This window comes from Acinetobacter sp. CIP 102136, from assembly GCF_000369685.1.
In the GTDB taxonomy this organism is placed as follows: Bacteria; Pseudomonadota; Gammaproteobacteria; order Pseudomonadales; family Moraxellaceae; genus Acinetobacter; species Acinetobacter fasciculus.
In genome coordinates, this window is sequence record NZ_KB850140.1 from 342396 (window position 1) to 359436 (window position 17041).

Annotated in this window: 11 protein-coding genes and 1 pseudogene; 11 read left to right on the top strand and 1 reads right to left on the bottom strand. The window is 45.1% G+C overall.

Translation table 11 applies throughout. The annotated features are described in order from the left end of the window. Positions 1-154: pseudogene (locus F893_RS18220) on the top strand (DDE transposase); the annotation flags it as partial. 44 nt (positions 155-198) lie between these two features. On the opposite strand, the gene ponA reads toward F893_RS18220, so the two are convergent. Further along, positions 199-2724: a penicillin-binding protein PBP1a gene (gene ponA, locus F893_RS01830; RefSeq protein ID WP_034435691.1), complete on the bottom strand. Its 2526-nt coding sequence runs from the start codon at positions 2722-2724 to the stop codon at positions 199-201. Between the two features lie 165 nt (positions 2725-2889). On the opposite strand from ponA, the gene F893_RS01835 reads away from it, so the two are divergent. The 10 genes from F893_RS01835 (at position 2890) to F893_RS01880 (ending at position 16980) form a co-directional block, all read left to right on the top strand. Next, the gene (locus F893_RS01835; protein ID WP_004644949.1) at positions 2890-3948 is read left to right on the top strand and encodes a pilus assembly protein PilM; all 1059 of its coding nucleotides are present in this window, start codon (positions 2890-2892) and stop codon (positions 3946-3948) included. Then, complete coding sequence (locus tag F893_RS01840; protein WP_004281141.1) at positions 3948-4586, top strand: PilN domain-containing protein; 639 nt, start codon at positions 3948-3950, stop codon at positions 4584-4586. The genes F893_RS01835 and F893_RS01840 overlap by 1 nt, the downstream gene beginning before the upstream one ends. Next, positions 4583-5293: a type IV pilus inner membrane component PilO gene (locus F893_RS01845; protein ID WP_005249738.1), complete on the top strand. Its 711-nt coding sequence runs from the start codon at positions 4583-4585 to the stop codon at positions 5291-5293. The genes F893_RS01840 and F893_RS01845 overlap by 4 nt, the downstream gene beginning before the upstream one ends. Further along, complete coding sequence (locus F893_RS01850; RefSeq protein WP_005248368.1) at positions 5293-5820, top strand: pilus assembly protein PilP; 528 nt, start codon at positions 5293-5295, stop codon at positions 5818-5820. The genes F893_RS01845 and F893_RS01850 overlap by 1 nt, the downstream gene beginning before the upstream one ends. Before the next feature lie 17 nt (positions 5821-5837). Beyond that, entirely contained in the window at positions 5838-7991 is a 2154-nt protein-coding gene (pilQ, locus tag F893_RS01855; RefSeq protein WP_005249739.1) for a type IV pilus secretin PilQ, read from the top strand. A 36-nt stretch (positions 7992-8027) separates the two neighbouring features. After that, complete coding sequence (aroK, locus tag F893_RS01860; protein WP_005101380.1) at positions 8028-8564, top strand: shikimate kinase AroK; 537 nt, start codon at positions 8028-8030, stop codon at positions 8562-8564. 28 nt (positions 8565-8592) lie between these two features. Then, entirely contained in the window at positions 8593-9672 is a 1080-nt protein-coding gene (gene aroB, locus F893_RS01865) for a 3-dehydroquinate synthase (RefSeq protein WP_005249740.1), read from the top strand. A gap of 10 nt (positions 9673-9682) precedes the next feature. Next, complete coding sequence (locus tag F893_RS01870; protein WP_004281151.1) at positions 9683-10561, top strand: hypothetical protein; 879 nt, start codon at positions 9683-9685, stop codon at positions 10559-10561. Between the two features lie 449 nt (positions 10562-11010). After that, the gene (gene gltB, locus F893_RS01875; protein WP_171066761.1) at positions 11011-15486 is read left to right on the top strand and encodes a glutamate synthase large subunit; all 4476 of its coding nucleotides are present in this window, start codon (positions 11011-11013) and stop codon (positions 15484-15486) included. Between the two features lie 72 nt (positions 15487-15558). Beyond that, positions 15559-16980, top strand: coding sequence for an FAD-dependent oxidoreductase (locus tag F893_RS01880; RefSeq protein WP_005249742.1), 1422 nt, complete (start codon positions 15559-15561; stop codon positions 16978-16980). Positions 16981-17041: the final 61 nt, after the last annotated feature.

Sequence of the window (17041 nt, forward strand, 5' to 3'; positions counted from 1 at the left end):
TTTAGACTCCGCAGGGAATTTACCTAAACATCTAGAAAGTTTACTGGAGAAATCGAGGAGGTATGTTTTGCCTGAGAGAAGGGTTAGAAGTTGCCCACGAGTTGTGAAAGGAAAACCGCAGAAATACCCAAGAAAATGCCAGTCAATTTCTTAACTGACTGGCATTACTCAACTGAGGGCTTTTTTATATCAGTCAGATTACTGGACTTCTTCAATCAGATTTTCCAGAGAATCTACCCGGTTCGGCTGAAGAGGCTGTTCTTGTGGTGCAGAACTTTCATTATCTGGTAAACGAATCGGTTGATCTGGCAAATCTTCAAAGTCAGTTTCTGTGCGTTTCGGGACGACCACAGGTGCAGGACGGTAAAGCGCTGTCGCCAGAGGTGGAGAAGATGGATCATTCTGTGCTTCATCAGCCTGAACCCCCTTATTACGATTTACTGGTGCCTTGGCATTGCGGTCTAAACGTACCCAGGCTTCTGGCTGACCTTTTAATGCCTTGCCCATAAAATCGGTCCAGATCGGTAGAGCTGCCACACCACCATATTCACGGCGTCCTAAGGTGGTGGGCTGATCAAAGCCTACCCAGGTGACAGTGACCAGCTTGCCATTGAAGCCAGCAAACCAGGCGTCTTTGGCATCATTAGTGGTACCGGTCTTCCCGCCGATATCACTACGACCAATTCTTAATGCAGCACGACCGGTACCATGTTGAATCACATCACGCAAAATGTTGGCCATGTCATAGGCAGAACTGGATTTTAAAATACGCTGTGCCTGACGATAATTACTGTCTTCGGCAGAGACTTTAGGTGCGGCCTGTTTTTGCTCTAAAGTTGTATTATTGATTGCAATTGCTTCGTCATCTGCGGTAATAGGATCAGTGGCTTGAACTGTTTCTTCTTTTTCATTAATACATGAAATGCAGGCATATTCAGGCTTGGCTTCAAAGATGGTATTGCCATAGGCATCTTCAATACGGGTAATAAAGTGCGGCTGAATTCGGTAACCGCCATTGGCAAAGGTGGCATAGCCAGTCGCCATCTGAATCGGTAGGACCTGCGGGGTGCCTAAGGCAATGGTATAGTTACGTGGAATCTGACTGTCTTGTAAACCAAAATCCATAAATAACTGACGTGTACGTTCAATCCCAACGGCCTGTAATAAGCGTACTGAGACTGTATTACGTGACAGATAAAGTGCACGACGTAGCGGGATCATGCCCAGATAACGGCCATCCGAGTTACGTGGCGTCCATTTGCCAATGGTAATGGGTGCATCATTGACCATGGTATGTGGCGTCATGCCACGTTCTAAAGCCAGGGCATAAACAAAAGGTTTAATGGTAGAACCGGGTTGACGCCAGCCTTGGGTTGCACGGTTAAATTTCGACTGATAAAAGTTATATCCCCCGACAATGGCTTCAATCGCACCATTATTTGGGTTGATGGCAATCAATTGTCCTTGCACATTGGGGATCTGCACCAATGACCACGAGGTTTTATTTTCATTGGGTCTTAAACGAACAATATCTTTGACTTTGACAATCTCGGACGCTTTGCTCGGTGCACCACCTACACTGTTGACGTTACGAAAGCGACGCGCCCAGGACATACCTGACCAGGGCACGGTCACGCTGCTTCCGTCCTGCATGAGTGCTTCAAAACTGGAATTACTCACCTGAGTTACTTGCGCAGGATAGGTGTTGGCATAGGCACGGAACTTATCGAGGGGTTGATCATGTGCTTCAGCACCACGCCAGCCATGTCGACGGTCATAGGCTTCTAAACCTTCCTGTACGGCTTGCTCCGCATAGGCCTGACGTTCACTATGGATGGTGGTATAGACTTTATAACCAGAATCTACCGCCTGTTCACCAAAGTTTTGTACCAGTTCAGAACGTACCATTTCGCCGACATACGGGAATTTATTACGGGTACTCCGATCAGGCATATCTAAATTTACCGGTTCAGCAATGGCTTGCTGATACTGGCTCTGATTTAAATAGCCCAGTTGCAGCATACGGCCCAGAATCCAGTTACGACGTTCCAGGGCGCGCTTGGGATTGGCGACCGGATTATATCGAGAAGGTGCTTTAGGCAGGCCAGAGATCATGGCCATTTGTGCAATTGAAAGCTCTTCTAAACTCTTATTATAGTAAATTTTAGCTGCTGCTGCGATGCCGTAAGCATTTTTCCCCAGGAAAATTTTATTGACATACAAGGTCAGAATTTCTTCTTTAGTTAAGTTTTGCTCAATTTTACGGGCCAGAAAAATTTCCGTCAGTTTGCGCTTCAGCGTCCGTTCAGGACTAAGGTAATAGTTTTTTGCCACTTGCATGGTAATGGTCGAACCGCCGGTCTGTACATCCGAGCCAGTCACCGTCTCACTGAGTGCGCGTCCCAAGCTTTTAAAGCTGATTCCGCTATGCTCAAAAAAGCTGGAATCTTCAGCGGCGAGGAAAGCATGAATAAATTCGGGTGGAATTTGTTCATATTTCACGGGAACAGAAAGCTTGCCTCCATATTCAGCAATTAAGTCATTATCTGAACTAAAAACTTGTAAAGGCTTTAATAAAGGTGCCTTTTTAAGCGTAGACATTTCAGGCAAAGATGGGGCAATATAGAGATACATGCCATAGAAACCCATCGGAATTGAGATCAGTATAATGATAATGATCAAAAAAAATGGATGAACAAGGCCTGAACAAGATAGCTTTTTCATAACAAGTAAGTTTTAATAAGAGCTAATGGCGAACTAATTACCGGTCAGTATATCCTGTCGATATCCATATTGTTAGATGAGTTATTGTATCTATATAAAATTATAGACTGGACCAATTGGTAAGTTAGATTGAATTGGGGACAAAAAAATAATAGGAAGTATATTGTGCGCAGGTTATATCGTAAACCAAATAAGGGGTTAATAGGAGTCGATATTAGTTCGACTTCTGTTAAGGTTTTAGAACTTTCTGTAAAAAGTGGCCGTTACTGGGTAGAGAGCTATGCTTTGATCCCATTATCGGAAAACAGTGTTGTTGAAAAAAACATCTTAAACCCAGAAGCTGTCGCTGATGCTCTTGGGCGTGCAATTAATTTGGGTAATACCCAGTCGAATCAGGCCGCTTTTGCGATTCCAACTTCAATGGTCATCACCAAAATCATTGAGATGGATGCAGACATGTCGGATGATGAACGTGAAGTTCAGATTCGTGAAGATGCGGAACAATATATTCCTTTTCCACTCGATGAAGCGAGTCTGGACTTTGAAGTTCTGCCAGACCGCCTTTCCAATCCGAACCGGGTCAATGTGCTGCTGGTCGCGACACGGATCGAAAATGTCGAAGCACGTTCTGAAGTTTTAGAGATTAGCAGTCTAACGCCTAAGATTGCAGATGTAGAAAGTTTTGCGCTGGAAAATGCCTTTAAGGTATTTTCGGACACTTTGCCGATGGGGGTCAATACGGTTGGTATTTTAGACATCGGTCATAGTATGACGACCTTGTCGGTGATGCAGAACAACAAGATTATTTATACCCGTGAGCAGGTGTTTGGCGGCAAGCAATTGACTCAGGAAATTCAGAATCGTTATGGATTGTCCTTTGAGGAAGCTGGACGTGCTAAAAAAACCCGTGCCTTGCCGGATGATTATGATATTGAAGTGCTAGAACCATTTCTGGATGCCGTGGTACAACAGGCAGCGCGTTCATTACAATTCTTCTTTTCATCTTCTCAGTTTAATGAGATTGACCATATTTTACTGGCCGGCGGGAATGCCAATATTCCAGGTCTGGCAAAATTATTACAACAAAAACTCGGTTACCGTGTCACGATCGCGAATCCATTTTTACAAATGGGCTTTTCTCCTCAAATTGATATTAAAAAAATCGAAAATGACGCGTCATCACTCATGGTTGCATGCGGTTTGGCATTAAGGAGTTTTGATTAATGGCAAGAATTAACTTACTTCCTTGGCGTGATGAGCTAAGAATTAAAAGAAATAATGAATTTGTGGCAATCTGCGTGGGGGCGCTTTTCTTGGGATTAGCGGCAGCAGGTTCAACCTGGTTTTATTATGATCACAAACTTCAGGATCAGGAGCAGGCCAATCAGCTGATTCAAAGTACCAACCAGAATCTGGATGTGCAGTTAAAGGCGCTTGAAGGTTTGCAAGAGCAGCGTAATGCGATTGTTGAACGGATGAAACTGATTCAGGGTCTACAAACTCAGCGTCCGATTGCGGTACATTTGATTGATGAAATTGTACGGGTGACTCCAAGCAATATGTATATCACCAAATTCCAGCGTATCGGCGATAAGTTTACCATTGAAGGTCGGGCTGAGAGTCCAAATACAGTAGCAGAACTGCTCCGTAATCTGGAGGCTTCATCTTGGTATCGAAATGCCTTTATGAACGCTTTCCTGGTGGCTGAAGAAGCAAAAGAAAAGGCACCGAGCTCTATTATTCCACGTGTGGAAGAGTCCTACGGTAGTTTTACCGTGACGGTAGATCTGGATCAGATCGCTCAGCCAGTACTTAACGAAGAACAACAAGCAGTCGCTACAACTACGGGGGCATCATCATGAGTAATGAAGAATTCGATGAGTTCAGCCAGGATGTCGTCGCTGTACCCAAAAACAAAATGACTGTTGAAAAGTTTTTTCAGCAATTCAATACATTAGATCCAAATAACTATGGTAGCTGGCCTTTATCGGTCAAAATTACTTGCTGGATTTTTATTGCTGCGCTGGCATTTGCGGTGATTTACTTCGTTATGATCAGAAGCACGATTGAATCGATTTCACAAGCCAGTACCCAGGAACAAAACCTGCTGAATGAATTCCGTGAAAAAGAATCCAAATTACGCAACTTACAACAATATCAAATCCAGCTTCAGGAAATGGAAGCCCGTTTTAACCAGCAGTTAGAACAGTTACCGAAAGAAACTGAGATTCCGGGTCTGGTTGAAGATATTAACCTGAGCGGTGTGAATTCAGGCCTGAAGTTTAAAAATATTCGTCTAGAGCCTGAAATTAAACAAGAGTTCTTTATTGAACAGCCGATTGCAATTGAAGCGACTGGGGATTATCACGCTTTTGGTTCTTTTGTCAGTAGTATTGCCGGCTTGTCGCGTATTGTCACACTGCATGATTTCACCATTACCGGTACTGAAAACAAAGAGAAAAAATCTGAAATTCCGGTCATTGATTATGTGGTGAAAGCCAAAACTTATCGTTATGTCGGTAATGCGGAAAGCGCTGCAGCTAATAGCACTACTCAGGGGGCGCAGTAATGAAGAACATTAAGATTACTTCGGCTTTAACACTTGGGTTTTTATTATTGGGATGCGATTCACGCATTGATGCTGTCAATCAGGAAATGGCCAATATTCGTAATCAGCCGCCTTTGCCGATTGAACCGGCTCCTGATTTTATGCCAGTTGAAACCTTCAGCTATGCAGCACATCAGATCAAAAGTCCTTTTTTACCAAGCTCTCTGGCTGCTGAACTGAAAATTATGGCGGGGAAACGGGTTTATCCAAACCTATCACGTCAATTGCAACCGCTAGAAAGTTATCCGCTCGAAACGTTGACCATGAAAGGCAGTATGCGCAATCAGGCAGGACAAATTCTGGCTTTAATCCAGACGCCTGATGGTGAGGTGGAGCGGATTCAACGTGGCAGTTATATGGGGCTTAATCATGGTCGTGTGGTTGGAATTACACCAACACAGATCGATTTGATTGAGATTATTCCAGATGGCCGTGAGGGATATGTGGAACGTCCGCGAAGTCTAGTTCTTATCGGGCCGGCGCCATAAGTTTTAAAGGAATAACAATGAATAAGAGTATTAAAGAATTTATTTTTGGGGATGTTAATACAATGAATCGTGTGTTTCGTCAGTTTTCAATGGGTACTGTTGCGATTGCGGTGATGCAAGCGGCCAGTGCGCAGGTTTCAATGACCAATGTAGTACCCATGCAGCTTCCTGGACAAGGAACTGAGATTCGGGTGATGTTCAATGGTTTGCCACCACAACCACAAGCCTATCAATTAGAATCACCATCACGTTTGATTCTAGACTTTGACAAGGCCCAACAGAATTTAAAACAAAGCAACATTCCGGTCGCAACGCGTGAAGCCAGTTCGGTCGATGTTACTTCGGATGCACAACGTGCCCGTTTGACGGTTAATCTGACCGAGGTTGGCGCTTTTACGACTCGCGTGGAAGGCAATACCTTTATTCTTAAAATTAACTCGGCAACTCCTGTTGCCATGGCTCAACCTGTACAGCAACAGTCAGCTCAGGGTATCAGTAATATTGGTTTCCAGCGCGGTGTGCAAGGTGAAGGTCAGGTGGTCATTGATCTGGCGGGAAATAATACACCAGTCGATGTACAGCAGCAGGGTACCAAAGTTATTGTGCGGACTTTAGGCTCTAAAATCCCTGCACATTTGACCCGTCGACTCAATGTGACTGATTTCGCGACTCCGGTATCGAGTGTGGATGCTGTGAATCAAAATGGTTCAGGAGTCATTACGATTCAGTCTGCGGAAAGTTATGAATATATGGCTTATCAGACTGATAACAAGCTGACCATCAGTTTGAAACGACCAGAAGCCAAGAGTCCATTGCGTCCTAAAACCGTTGCCTATACGGGTAAGAAGATTTCTTTAGATTTTCAGGACATCGAAGTCCGTCGTGTACTACAGCTCCTGGCTGATTTTACCGATATCAATATGGTGGCTGCAGATAGTGTACAAGGTAACATTACCTTGCGCTTGAAAGAGGTACCGTGGGATCAGGCGCTGGATATTGTGCTAAAAACCAAAAATCTGGATAAACGCCGTAATGGCAATGTGATCTGGATCGCACCAGTTGCAGAGCTGATTAAGGCTGAAGAGGAAGAAGCTAAGGCTATTAAACAGAGTGTTGCACTTGCCCCTATCCAAACTGAATATATGCAGCTCAGTTATGCCAAAGCCGCTGATATTGAAAAACTGATTACACAGAATAAAGGGGCATCTAGCTCAGGTGGTTCGAGTAGCACGAATAATAATGATGGTGGAGAAAGTTTATTAAGTTCACGTGGTTCAGTATCTGTTGATGCACGAACTAATACCATTATTGTGAATGATACTCAGCTCTTTATTGATAAAATCCGGAATATGGTGGATCTACTTGATGTACAGGTCAAGCAGGTGATGGTCGAAGCACGTATTGTGCGAGCTACCACTGACTTCACCAAAGAGATGGGGGTGAAATGGGGGCTTCTGTCTCAAGGTATAACTGATAATAATCATTTATTGGTAGGTGGTAGTGATACTACATTATGGGATTTAAAAACACCTGATGATGATGGTAAGTATACGATTCAACGACCGGATAATCTTAATGTGGACTTGGGGGTTACTAGTCAGGGTGCAAGCCGTATTGCCTTTGGTTTAATCAGTCTCTCTGATTTTATGCTTGATCTTGAGCTTTCTGCACTTCAGGCAGATGGTTATGGCGAGGTGATTTCTACCCCTAAAGTACTGACAGCGGACAAGCAAAAAGCGACTGTTGCATCTGGTTCACAAATTCCATACCAGTCAGCAGAGGGTGGTGGTGCGAATGCAGTGTCTACCACGGAATTTATTGATGCCACCTTAAGTCTGGATGTTACGCCAAGTATTACGCCAGATGGTAAAGTGCAGATGGAACTCAATATTACCAGTGACTCTCCAGGCAACCCGACACCGACCGGACAACTCACTATTAACAAAAACCAGATCAACACCAATGTTTTGGTGGATAATGGTGAAACCGTGGTTCTGGGCGGTATTTTTGAGCAGGAAACCCGTAATGCACAAACCAAGGTACCATTTTTGGGGGATATTCCTTATGTAGGGCGTTTATTCCGTAAAGATTTAAAGTCGGATAACAAGCGTGAGCTTCTGATTTTCGTTACACCTCGAATTGTTAATGACAGTGTTTCAAGAAATCATTAATATATTTTGAATTTAACAAAACGAATAGGTGACTCCTTGCCAAGCAAAGAGTTTGAAACCCTACCAAATATTTATTTGGTAGGGCCGATGGGGGCCGGTAAAACAACAGTAGGACGACATCTCGCAGAATTGTTAGGACGTGAATTTCTAGACAGTGATCATGAAATTGAACGTAAAACAGGAGCGACCATTCCCTGGATTTTTGAAAAAGAAGGGGAGCAGGGGTTTCGTGACCGTGAAACTGCTGTCATTAATGACCTTACCTCACGCCCCCATCTGGTTTTAGCCACTGGTGGTGGGGCCATTACTCAGACCTTAAATCGGGATTATCTGAAACAGCGCGGAATTGTTGTCTATCTCTATACGCCGGTTGAAATTCAACTGCAACGTACCTATCGCGATAAAAACCGTCCCCTCCTCCAAGTCGAAAATCCGGAACAAAAGTTACGGGATTTATTGGCAGTCCGTGATCCCTTGTATCGGGAAGTGGCGCATCATATTATTGAGACCAATCAGGGTGCTGCACGAGATCTGGCGCAACGGATTCTCAATCTCATTACTTCTAAAAACTAAGTTCATTGAATAAAGTGGTTAATCAAGCATGCAAACCTTATATGTAGAACTCGGAGAACGTCGTTACCCTATTTTTATCGGGAGCGATCTGGATCCACAGGCCTTATTGGCACCCTATATTCATGGCAAGCAAGTAATGATTGTGAGCAATACTACGGTTGCACCACTTTATTTGCAGCGTTATCAAACGGCGATTGAGGCTCTAGACAAACGTGTTGCGACCTGCATTCTGCCTGATGGTGAAAAATATAAGGATAGCCAGCATCTGAACCTGATTTTTGATGCACTGCTTGAAGCCAGGTTTAATCGGGACTGTACTGTGCTTGCGTTGGGTGGGGGTGTGATTGGAGATATGGCCGGATTTGCTTCGGCCTGTTTCCAGCGCGGAGTGTATTTTATTCAGGTACCGACGACCTTGCTGTCGCAAGTAGATTCAAGTGTTGGTGGAAAAACCGGGATCAATCATCCCTTGGGCAAAAACATGATTGGTGCTTTCCAGCAGCCGCAAGTGGTACTGGCGGATATGTCGCAGCTTTCTACTTTGCCTGATCGAGAGCTTTCAGCAGGTCTGGCTGAAGTCATTAAATATGCCCTACTCGGTGATGAAAAGTTTTTAGTCTGGCTGGAAGAGAATATAGATGCTCTGGTCGCTCGTGATGAGAAATTATTGGCTGAAGCCGTTTATCGTTCCTGTGCGCATAAGGCACGGATCGTGGCCAATGATGAGAAGGAGCAAGGGGAACGTGCTTTACTTAATTTAGGTCATACCTTTGGTCATGCGATTGAATCCTACCTGGGTTATGGGGTGTGGTTACATGGCGAGGCTGTTGCCACCGGTATGGTAATGGCTGCGGATCTGTCCCAGCGAATGGGCTGGATTTCTCAAGAGGATTTAGAACGTACAAAAAAAATCATTTCTCGTGCCAAACTTCCTGTGGTTTGTCCTAAAATCCCTCTGGATGATTTTCTGGCCTATATGGCCCATGACAAAAAAGTCTTGAATGGACAATTGCGTCTGGTGTTATTAAAGCAATTAGGCAAAGCAGTGATTACACGAGACTTTGATCTCGAGTTAATGAAACAGGCAATTTTAGCCAATCAGGCATAGGTTTAGTTTTATGGCAGCATTACATACTCCTTGGCAAAAGATTCAGCATTATTTCTGGCTGGTCTGTGGTGTATGCTGCCTATTTGCTGCCTTAGTCTTTTGGGCGGTGACTGATTCAGATGACGTCATCGAAATTGAAAAAAAACCTGAAACTGAAGTTCAATTGCAGATTCAGCCGGAAAAAGTAGCCACAATGACCCATCTTGGTGCGCTTTTTCAGGAAGTGAAACCACTGGATCTAAATACGCGTACCGTCGTGAATGCCAGTCATGAGCCGGAATTTCGCGGTACCAAATTTGTCAATGAAGCGAAAAACCAGCACGCCATTGAATTATTTCGTGTGACCAATGAAGCCATTTTAAAAAGTTTTCTTAAAAAACAGTCCGATCGTAAGCCTTTTGTTTACTTAAGGATATCGGGTGAAAATCAGCCAGAACAATATGTATTGTTGTATGGTCAATATAAGACGGCGGCGCAAGCCAATCAGGCTTTATCTACACTGAAATTAAATTTACCGGCCTCAGTCAAACCCGAAGTCGTGCCAATGCAGCAATATGCCAGTCTGGTCAATAATCTGGGTTCAGAGGAATTGGCCAGTAATCAAAAGCTTTACGAAATTCGTTTGAAAAATGTGCCTTTGCCGAAAGTAGATGAATCGGTACGACTTAGACAGCAGCAAACCCAAACTGAGGCCAAGCCGCGCAGCTCTGATGCGGCGACTACCAGTACCACCATTGTGCGCCGTGATTCATCGGGAAATGTAGTTGATGTACAGAAATCTGAAAGTGCTGTAGAAGGTACACCTCAACCGCAAAATAACAATAATCGACCTGCTCAGGGCAGTAATCCGCGTCCTCAAAATAACGAGATTAGTGATCCATTTAATTAGTTCGGTCTAAAATAGCGCATCCAAAAAATTACAGAATCAAAAATGGGCGCTTTTGGTGCAAAAAATGCACATTAAAATTAACCCTTAGAGTGCTGTTCTGCGCTAAATCTTTGTCATCTGTATTGTTTTAATTTATGCGCTGTTTGTTGGCATGGAATTTGCTTTATTGGTGCATGAATTGAATTAATCTCCCTGTTTTAGCGCGAAAAATGATTCGATGACACTATGTGAATGTCATATTTATTCCAGATTTTTATGTTATTCATGAGCAGAATAAACTTTATTTGTTATGCATTTAGTCTAAAAAAGGACTAGTCTGAAGAAATAAAGAAAAATGCTTTTGCTCTACCAAGACGGTCTTCGAAAGTCCATTAGACGCCAGCGCAGAGAAAAATTTAGATTGTTTAATAGCCTGTTGAGGCTTCGTGAAAGAAGGGTACGCTATGCACATGCCATCGCCTAATAATGTAGCTCCCGCTCAAGGTTTATACCAACCGGATGAGTTTAAAGATAACTGTGGTTTCGGTTTAATTGCCCATATGCAGGGTGATGCTAGCCATGATCTCGTCAAGACCGCGATTCATAGTTTGAGTTGTATGACTCATCGTGGTGGTATTGCCGCGGATGGCAAGACGGGAGATGGTTGTGGTCTGCTCTTAGCAATGCCGAAAAAATTCTTCCGTGAAGAAGCGAAACGCTTAAGTGATACCACCTTGAGTGAAGTATTTGCTGTGGGTTCGGTGTTTCTAAATCTTGATCCGGCGCTCGCTGCGCATGCCAAACAGGTTTTAAACAAAGAGATTGAAGCTGAAGGTTTAATCGTTTTGGCGTGGCGTGTGATTCCCACCAATGTCGATGCCCTTGGTGAAATTGCTTTGCAATCGATGCCGGCATTTGAACAGATTATTGTTAACTGTCCAATGGGTGTGACTGAGGTTGAATTTAACCGTAAGTTATTCCTGGCACGCCGTCGTGCAGAGCAGCTGTTAAGCAATGATACGTCTTTCTATGTCACGACGTTATGCTCGACTGTGATCAGCTATAAAGGCTTGATGATGCCAGAAGCGATTGCAGATTTTTATACCGATCTGGCGGACCCACGTCTGGAATCGCATATCGTGGTGTTCCATCAGCGCTTCTCGACCAATACTTTGCCACGCTGGCCGTTGGCACAGCCGTTCCGTTATCTGGCGCACAATGGTGAAATCAATACCATTACTGCAAACCGTAACTGGGCCATGGCGCGTGTACCAAAATTTGAAAATCCATTATTACCGGGTTTAACTGAACTGAATCCAATTGTGAACCGTACCGGTTCAGATTCTTCAAGCCTGGACAACATGCTGGAGATTCTAGTCGGTGGTGGCATGGATCTGTTCCGTGCCCTCCGTATGCTGGTTCCGCCTGCCTGGCAGAACGTGGAAACGCTTGATGCTGATCTTCGTGCTTTCTACGAATTCAACTCAAAACACATGGAAGCCTGGGATGGTCCTGCAGGTTTGGTGATTCAGGATGGGCGTCATGCGATCTGTATGCTGGATCGTAACGGTCTGCGTCCTGCGCGTTGGGTGATTACCAAAAATGGTTATATCACGCTGGCTTCTGAAATTGGTGTCTGGGGTTATCAACCTGAAGATGTGATTTCTAAAGGCCGTGTCGGTCCTGGCCAAATGCTGGTCATTGATACGCAAACCGGTAAGGTGCTAGATACTCAAGATGTCAATAATCATCTGAAACGTATGCGTCCATACCGTGAATGGTTACGTGAAAATTCTGTGCGTTTGCAAGGTAGTCCAGAGCTGGAAGAATATTTATGTGATCAAGGCTTAAAAGGCGATGGCCTGAAAGCGGCACAAAAAATGTTCATGGTGACCTTTGAAGAGCGTGATCAGTTGTTGCGTCCGATTGCTGAAAGCGGTCAGGAAGCTGTAGGTTCAATGGGTGATGATACTCCAATGGCAGTATTGTCACGTCAGGTGCGCCATGTGTCGGATTATTTCCGCCAGCAGTTTGCACAGGTGACCAACCCGCCGATCGATCCGCTACGTGAATCGATTGTGATGTCACTGGAAACCTGTTTAGGTCGTGAACAAAACGTCTTTGAGCAAGGGCCTGAGCATGCAGACCGCTTGATCATTTCCAGTCCTGTGCTGTCTAATTCGAAAATGCATCAGATCCGTACGCTGGGTCGTGCCGGTTATGAAATTGCAGATATTGACCTGAACTATGCGGAAACCGAAGGTCTGGAAGCAGCCATTGCGCGTATTTGTGAAGAGTCTGCGCAAGCCATTCGTGATGGAAAAACCCTACTGGTGCTTTCCGACAAGAAAATCCGTGAAGGTTACTTGCCTGCCAATGCCTTCATGATCACCGGTGCGGTGCATCATCACTTGATCAATACTGGTTTGCGTACAGATGCCAACCTGATTATTGAAACCGGTTTTGCTCGTGATCCGCATCAGTTTGCAGTTCTACTTGGCTTTGGTGCAACAGCCATCTACCCGTACCTAGCTTATGATGTGATCAATGATCTGGTCGCTAAAGGCGAATTATTGGGTGACCCAATCTATGCGCAAAACAATTTCCGTAAGGGGATTGAGAAAGGTCTGCTGAAAGTTCTTTCGAAAATGGGTATTTCTACGGTTGCCTCTTACCGTGGTGGTCAGCTGTTTGAAGCAGTGGGTTTATCCAATGAAGTAGTGGATAAATGCTTTATTGGTGTACCAAGCCGTATTCAGGGTGCTACTTTTGTCGACCTTGAAAATGATCAGAAACAGTTGGCGGATATTGCTTGGAAAAACCGTAAGCCAATCGATCAGGGCGGTCTGCTGAAGTTTGTCTTTGGCAAGGAATATCATGCCTTTAACCCGGATGTAATCAACTCGCTGCATAAAGCCGTACGTTCTGGGAACTACGCAGATTTTAAAGAATATGCAGAACTGGTGAATAAGCGTCCAATTGCGACGATTCGTGACCTATTTAAACTGAAAACAGACAATTCGATTCCAGTTGAACAAGTGGAATCTGTGGAAGAGATCCTGCCTCGCTTTGACTCTGCCGGCATGTCTTTGGGCGCACTGTCACCTGAAGCACATGAAGCGATTGCGATTGCCATGAACACGATTGGTGGTCGTTCAAACTCGGGTGAGGGCGGTGAAGATCCAGCGCGTTACGGTACCATCCGTAACTCGAAAATCAAACAAATTGCATCGGGCCGTTTTGGTGTGACCCCTGCTTATTTAACATCAGCAGAAGTTCTCCAAATTAAAGTCGCGCAAGGTGCAAAACCAGGTGAAGGTGGTCAGTTGCCGGGTGGTAAAGTAAATGGTCTCATTGCCCGTTTACGTTACTCTGTACCGGGCGTTACCCTGATTTCGCCACCTCCGCATCACGACATCTATTCAATTGAAGATTTATCACAGTTGATCTTTGATTTAAAACAGGTTAACCCACAGGCGATGGTGTCAGTTAAGCTGGTTTCTGAACCGGGTGTCGGTACGATTGCGGCAGGTGTAGCGAAAGCCTATGCCGATTTCATTACCATTTCTGGTTATGATGGCGGTACAGCGGCTTCTCCACTTTCTTCAATTCATCATGCAGGTTCACCGTGGGAACTGGGTCTTTCTGAGGCACATCAGGCTCTTCGTGTGAATGACCTGCGTGGTAAAGTTCGCGTACAGACAGACGGCGGTTTAAAAACCGGTCTGGATGTCGTAAAAGCAGCAATTCTGGGTGCAGAAAGCTTCGGCTTTGGTTCAACCCCAATGATTGCCTTGGGTTGTAAATACCTGCGTATCTGCCACCTGAATAACTGTGCAACCGGTGTCGCAACTCAACAAGATCATTTACGTCAAGAGCATTATATTGGTGAGCCACAAATGCTGATCAACTTCTTCACCTTTATTGCTGAAGAAACCCGTGAATGGCTGGCAGCACTCGGTGTATCAAGTCTGAAAGACCTGATTGGCCGTACTGATCTGCTGGAAGTTTTGCCAGGTGAAACTGCAAAGCATGCACATCTTGATTTAAGCAAATTACTTGAGTCACATCCTGCTGCGGAAGGTAAAGCGCAGTATTGTCAGGTTCAAGGTAATGCGCCATTTGATAAAGGCATTCTGGCTGAAAAAATGGTGGATGAAATTCTACCTGCGATTGAAGCGGGAACTGGCGGCGAATATAGCTTCACGATCGGTAACTGTGACCGTTCGATTGGTGCCCGCCTGTCTGGTGAAATTGCGAAACGCTATGGCAACCTGAGCATGGAAGCCCATCCGGTGAAAGTTCACCTGAATGGTACTGCAGGCCAGTCACTAGGTGTCTGGAATGCCGGTGGTCTGCATATCAGCCTAGAAGGTGATGCCAATGATTATGTCGGTAAAGGCATGGCTGGCGGTCGCATCTCGATCTTCCCGCCAAAAGGTTCACCATTCCAGACCCAAAATACCGCGATTATTGGGAACACCTGTTTATACGGTGCGACTGGCGGTAAGTTATATGCCGCGGGTACAGCGGGCGAGCGTTTCGCGGTGCGTAACTCGGGTGCATTTGCCGTGATTGAAGGTGCAGGTGATCACTGCTGTGAATATATGACCGGCGGTATTGTGACAGTGCTGGGTAAAGTCGGACATAACTTCGGTGCGGGTATGACTGGTGGTTTTGCTTATGTACTTGATCTGGATAATGACTTCGTTGATCATTATAACCACGAGCTGATTGAGCTGAACCGTATTTCCACCGAAGCGATGGAAGAGCATAAAGCCTTCCTGGGTCGTATTCTGGATGAACATATTAAAGAAACGGGTAGTGCTTGGGTGTACAAGATCCGCCATGAGTTTGACTTCTACAGCCGCAAGTTCTGGTTGGTAAAACCAAAAGCAGCCAACTTGCAAACGCTGTTAAAAACAACTCAAGCTGATCCACAATAATTCCACTACTGCAGAAACATAGGCAGATGTAAGGCAACTGTGAACCCCTTACATCTACCCACGGAGAGAGACATGGCAGAACGCCTGAATAATGACTTTCAATTCCTGGATGTCGCACGCCAAGATCCAGAGAAAAAAGAGATTGATGTCCGCAAAGCAGAATTTGTGGAAATTTATAAGCCTTATACAGCGGAAATTGCAGCCAATCAGACGCATCGCTGCCTAGGCTGTGGTAACCCGTACTGTGAGTGGAAATGTCCGGTACATAACTACATTCCAAACTGGTTAAAACTGGTGTCTGAAGGACGTCTGTTTCAGGCGGCTGAACTGTGTCATCAGACCAATACTTTACCGGAAGTCTGTGGCCGTGTCTGTCCGCAAGACCGTCTGTGTGAAGGGGCGTGTACCCTGAACGACGGTTTTGGTGCGGTGACGATCGGGAATGCAGAAAAATATATCAACGATACAGCTTTTGCTTTGGGCTGGCGTCCAGATATGTCCAATGTGAAATGGACAGACAAAAAAGTTGCGATCATTGGTGCAGGTCCTGCAGGACTTGGCTGTGCGGATATTCTGGTACGTAACGGGGTAAAGCCTGTAGTTTTTGACAAACGTCCAGAAATTGGTGGTTTGCTGACTTTCGGTATTCCAGAATTCAAAATGGAAAAAGACGTAATGAAGCGCCGCCGTGAAATTTTCACCGGTATGGGGGTGGAATTTCGTTTGAATACTGAAATTGGCACAGATGTGACCATCGACCAGTTACTTGCCGATTATGATGCGGTATTTATGGGTATGGGAACCTATACCTACATGAAAGGTGGTTTTGCCGGTGAAGATCTGGATGGTGTGTATGATGCACTGGATTTCCTGATTGCGAATGTCAATCGTTGTCAGGGCTGGGAAAAAGATCCGTCTGAATATATCAGTGTTGAAGGCAAGAAAGTCATTGTTTTAGGCGGTGGTGATACCGCTATGGACTGTAATCGTACTTCGATCCGTCAAGGTGCCGAGTCAGTCGTCTGTGCGTATCGTCGTGATGAAGAAAATATGCCGGGGTCACGCCGTGAAGTGCAAAATGCGCGTGAAGAAGGGGTGAATTTCCAGTTTAACCGTCAGCCGATCGAAGTTGTTGGTGAAAATGGTAAAGTGACCGGTGTGAAATTTATTACTACTCAGCTGGGTGAGCCGGACAGCCGCGGTCGCCGTAGCCCAGAACCAATTCCGGGTTCAGAAGAAATTCTGCCGGCGGATGCAGTCCTACTTGCTTTCGGTTTCCGCACCAGCCCAGCTGACTGGTTCACCGATGTGGAAATCAATCTGGATGGTTCAGGTCGTGTCGTTGCCGCTGAGCAGCAGCAATACAAATTCCAGACCTCGAATCCAAAAATCTTCGCTGGCGGTGATATGGTGCGCGGTTCGGATCTTGTAGTGACTGCAATCTGGGAAGGCCGTCAGGCAGCTGAAGGGATTCTGGATTATCTGGATGTTTAACAGTTGAAAATTCACTGTAATCATTTAAGGAACCCGCTACGGCGGGTTTTTTAATCTTTAA

Coding starts and splice junctions, on each gene's coding strand:
- ponA (WP_034435691.1), bottom strand. CDS start 2,724: ATGAAAAAGCTATCTTGTTCAGGCCTTGTTCATCCATTTTTTTTGATC.
- F893_RS01840 (WP_004281141.1), top strand. CDS start 3,948: ATGGCAAGAATTAACTTACTTCCTTGGCGTGATGAGCTAAGAATTAAA.
- F893_RS01845 (WP_005249738.1), top strand. CDS start 4,583: ATGAGTAATGAAGAATTCGATGAGTTCAGCCAGGATGTCGTCGCTGTA.
- F893_RS01850 (WP_005248368.1), top strand. CDS start 5,293: ATGAAGAACATTAAGATTACTTCGGCTTTAACACTTGGGTTTTTATTA.
- pilQ (WP_005249739.1), top strand. CDS start 5,838: ATGAATAAGAGTATTAAAGAATTTATTTTTGGGGATGTTAATACAATG.
- aroB (WP_005249740.1), top strand. CDS start 8,593: ATGCAAACCTTATATGTAGAACTCGGAGAACGTCGTTACCCTATTTTT.
- F893_RS01870 (WP_004281151.1), top strand. CDS start 9,683: ATGGCAGCATTACATACTCCTTGGCAAAAGATTCAGCATTATTTCTGG.
- gltB (WP_171066761.1), top strand. CDS start 11,011: ATGCCATCGCCTAATAATGTAGCTCCCGCTCAAGGTTTATACCAACCG.
- F893_RS01880 (WP_005249742.1), top strand. CDS start 15,559: ATGGCAGAACGCCTGAATAATGACTTTCAATTCCTGGATGTCGCACGC.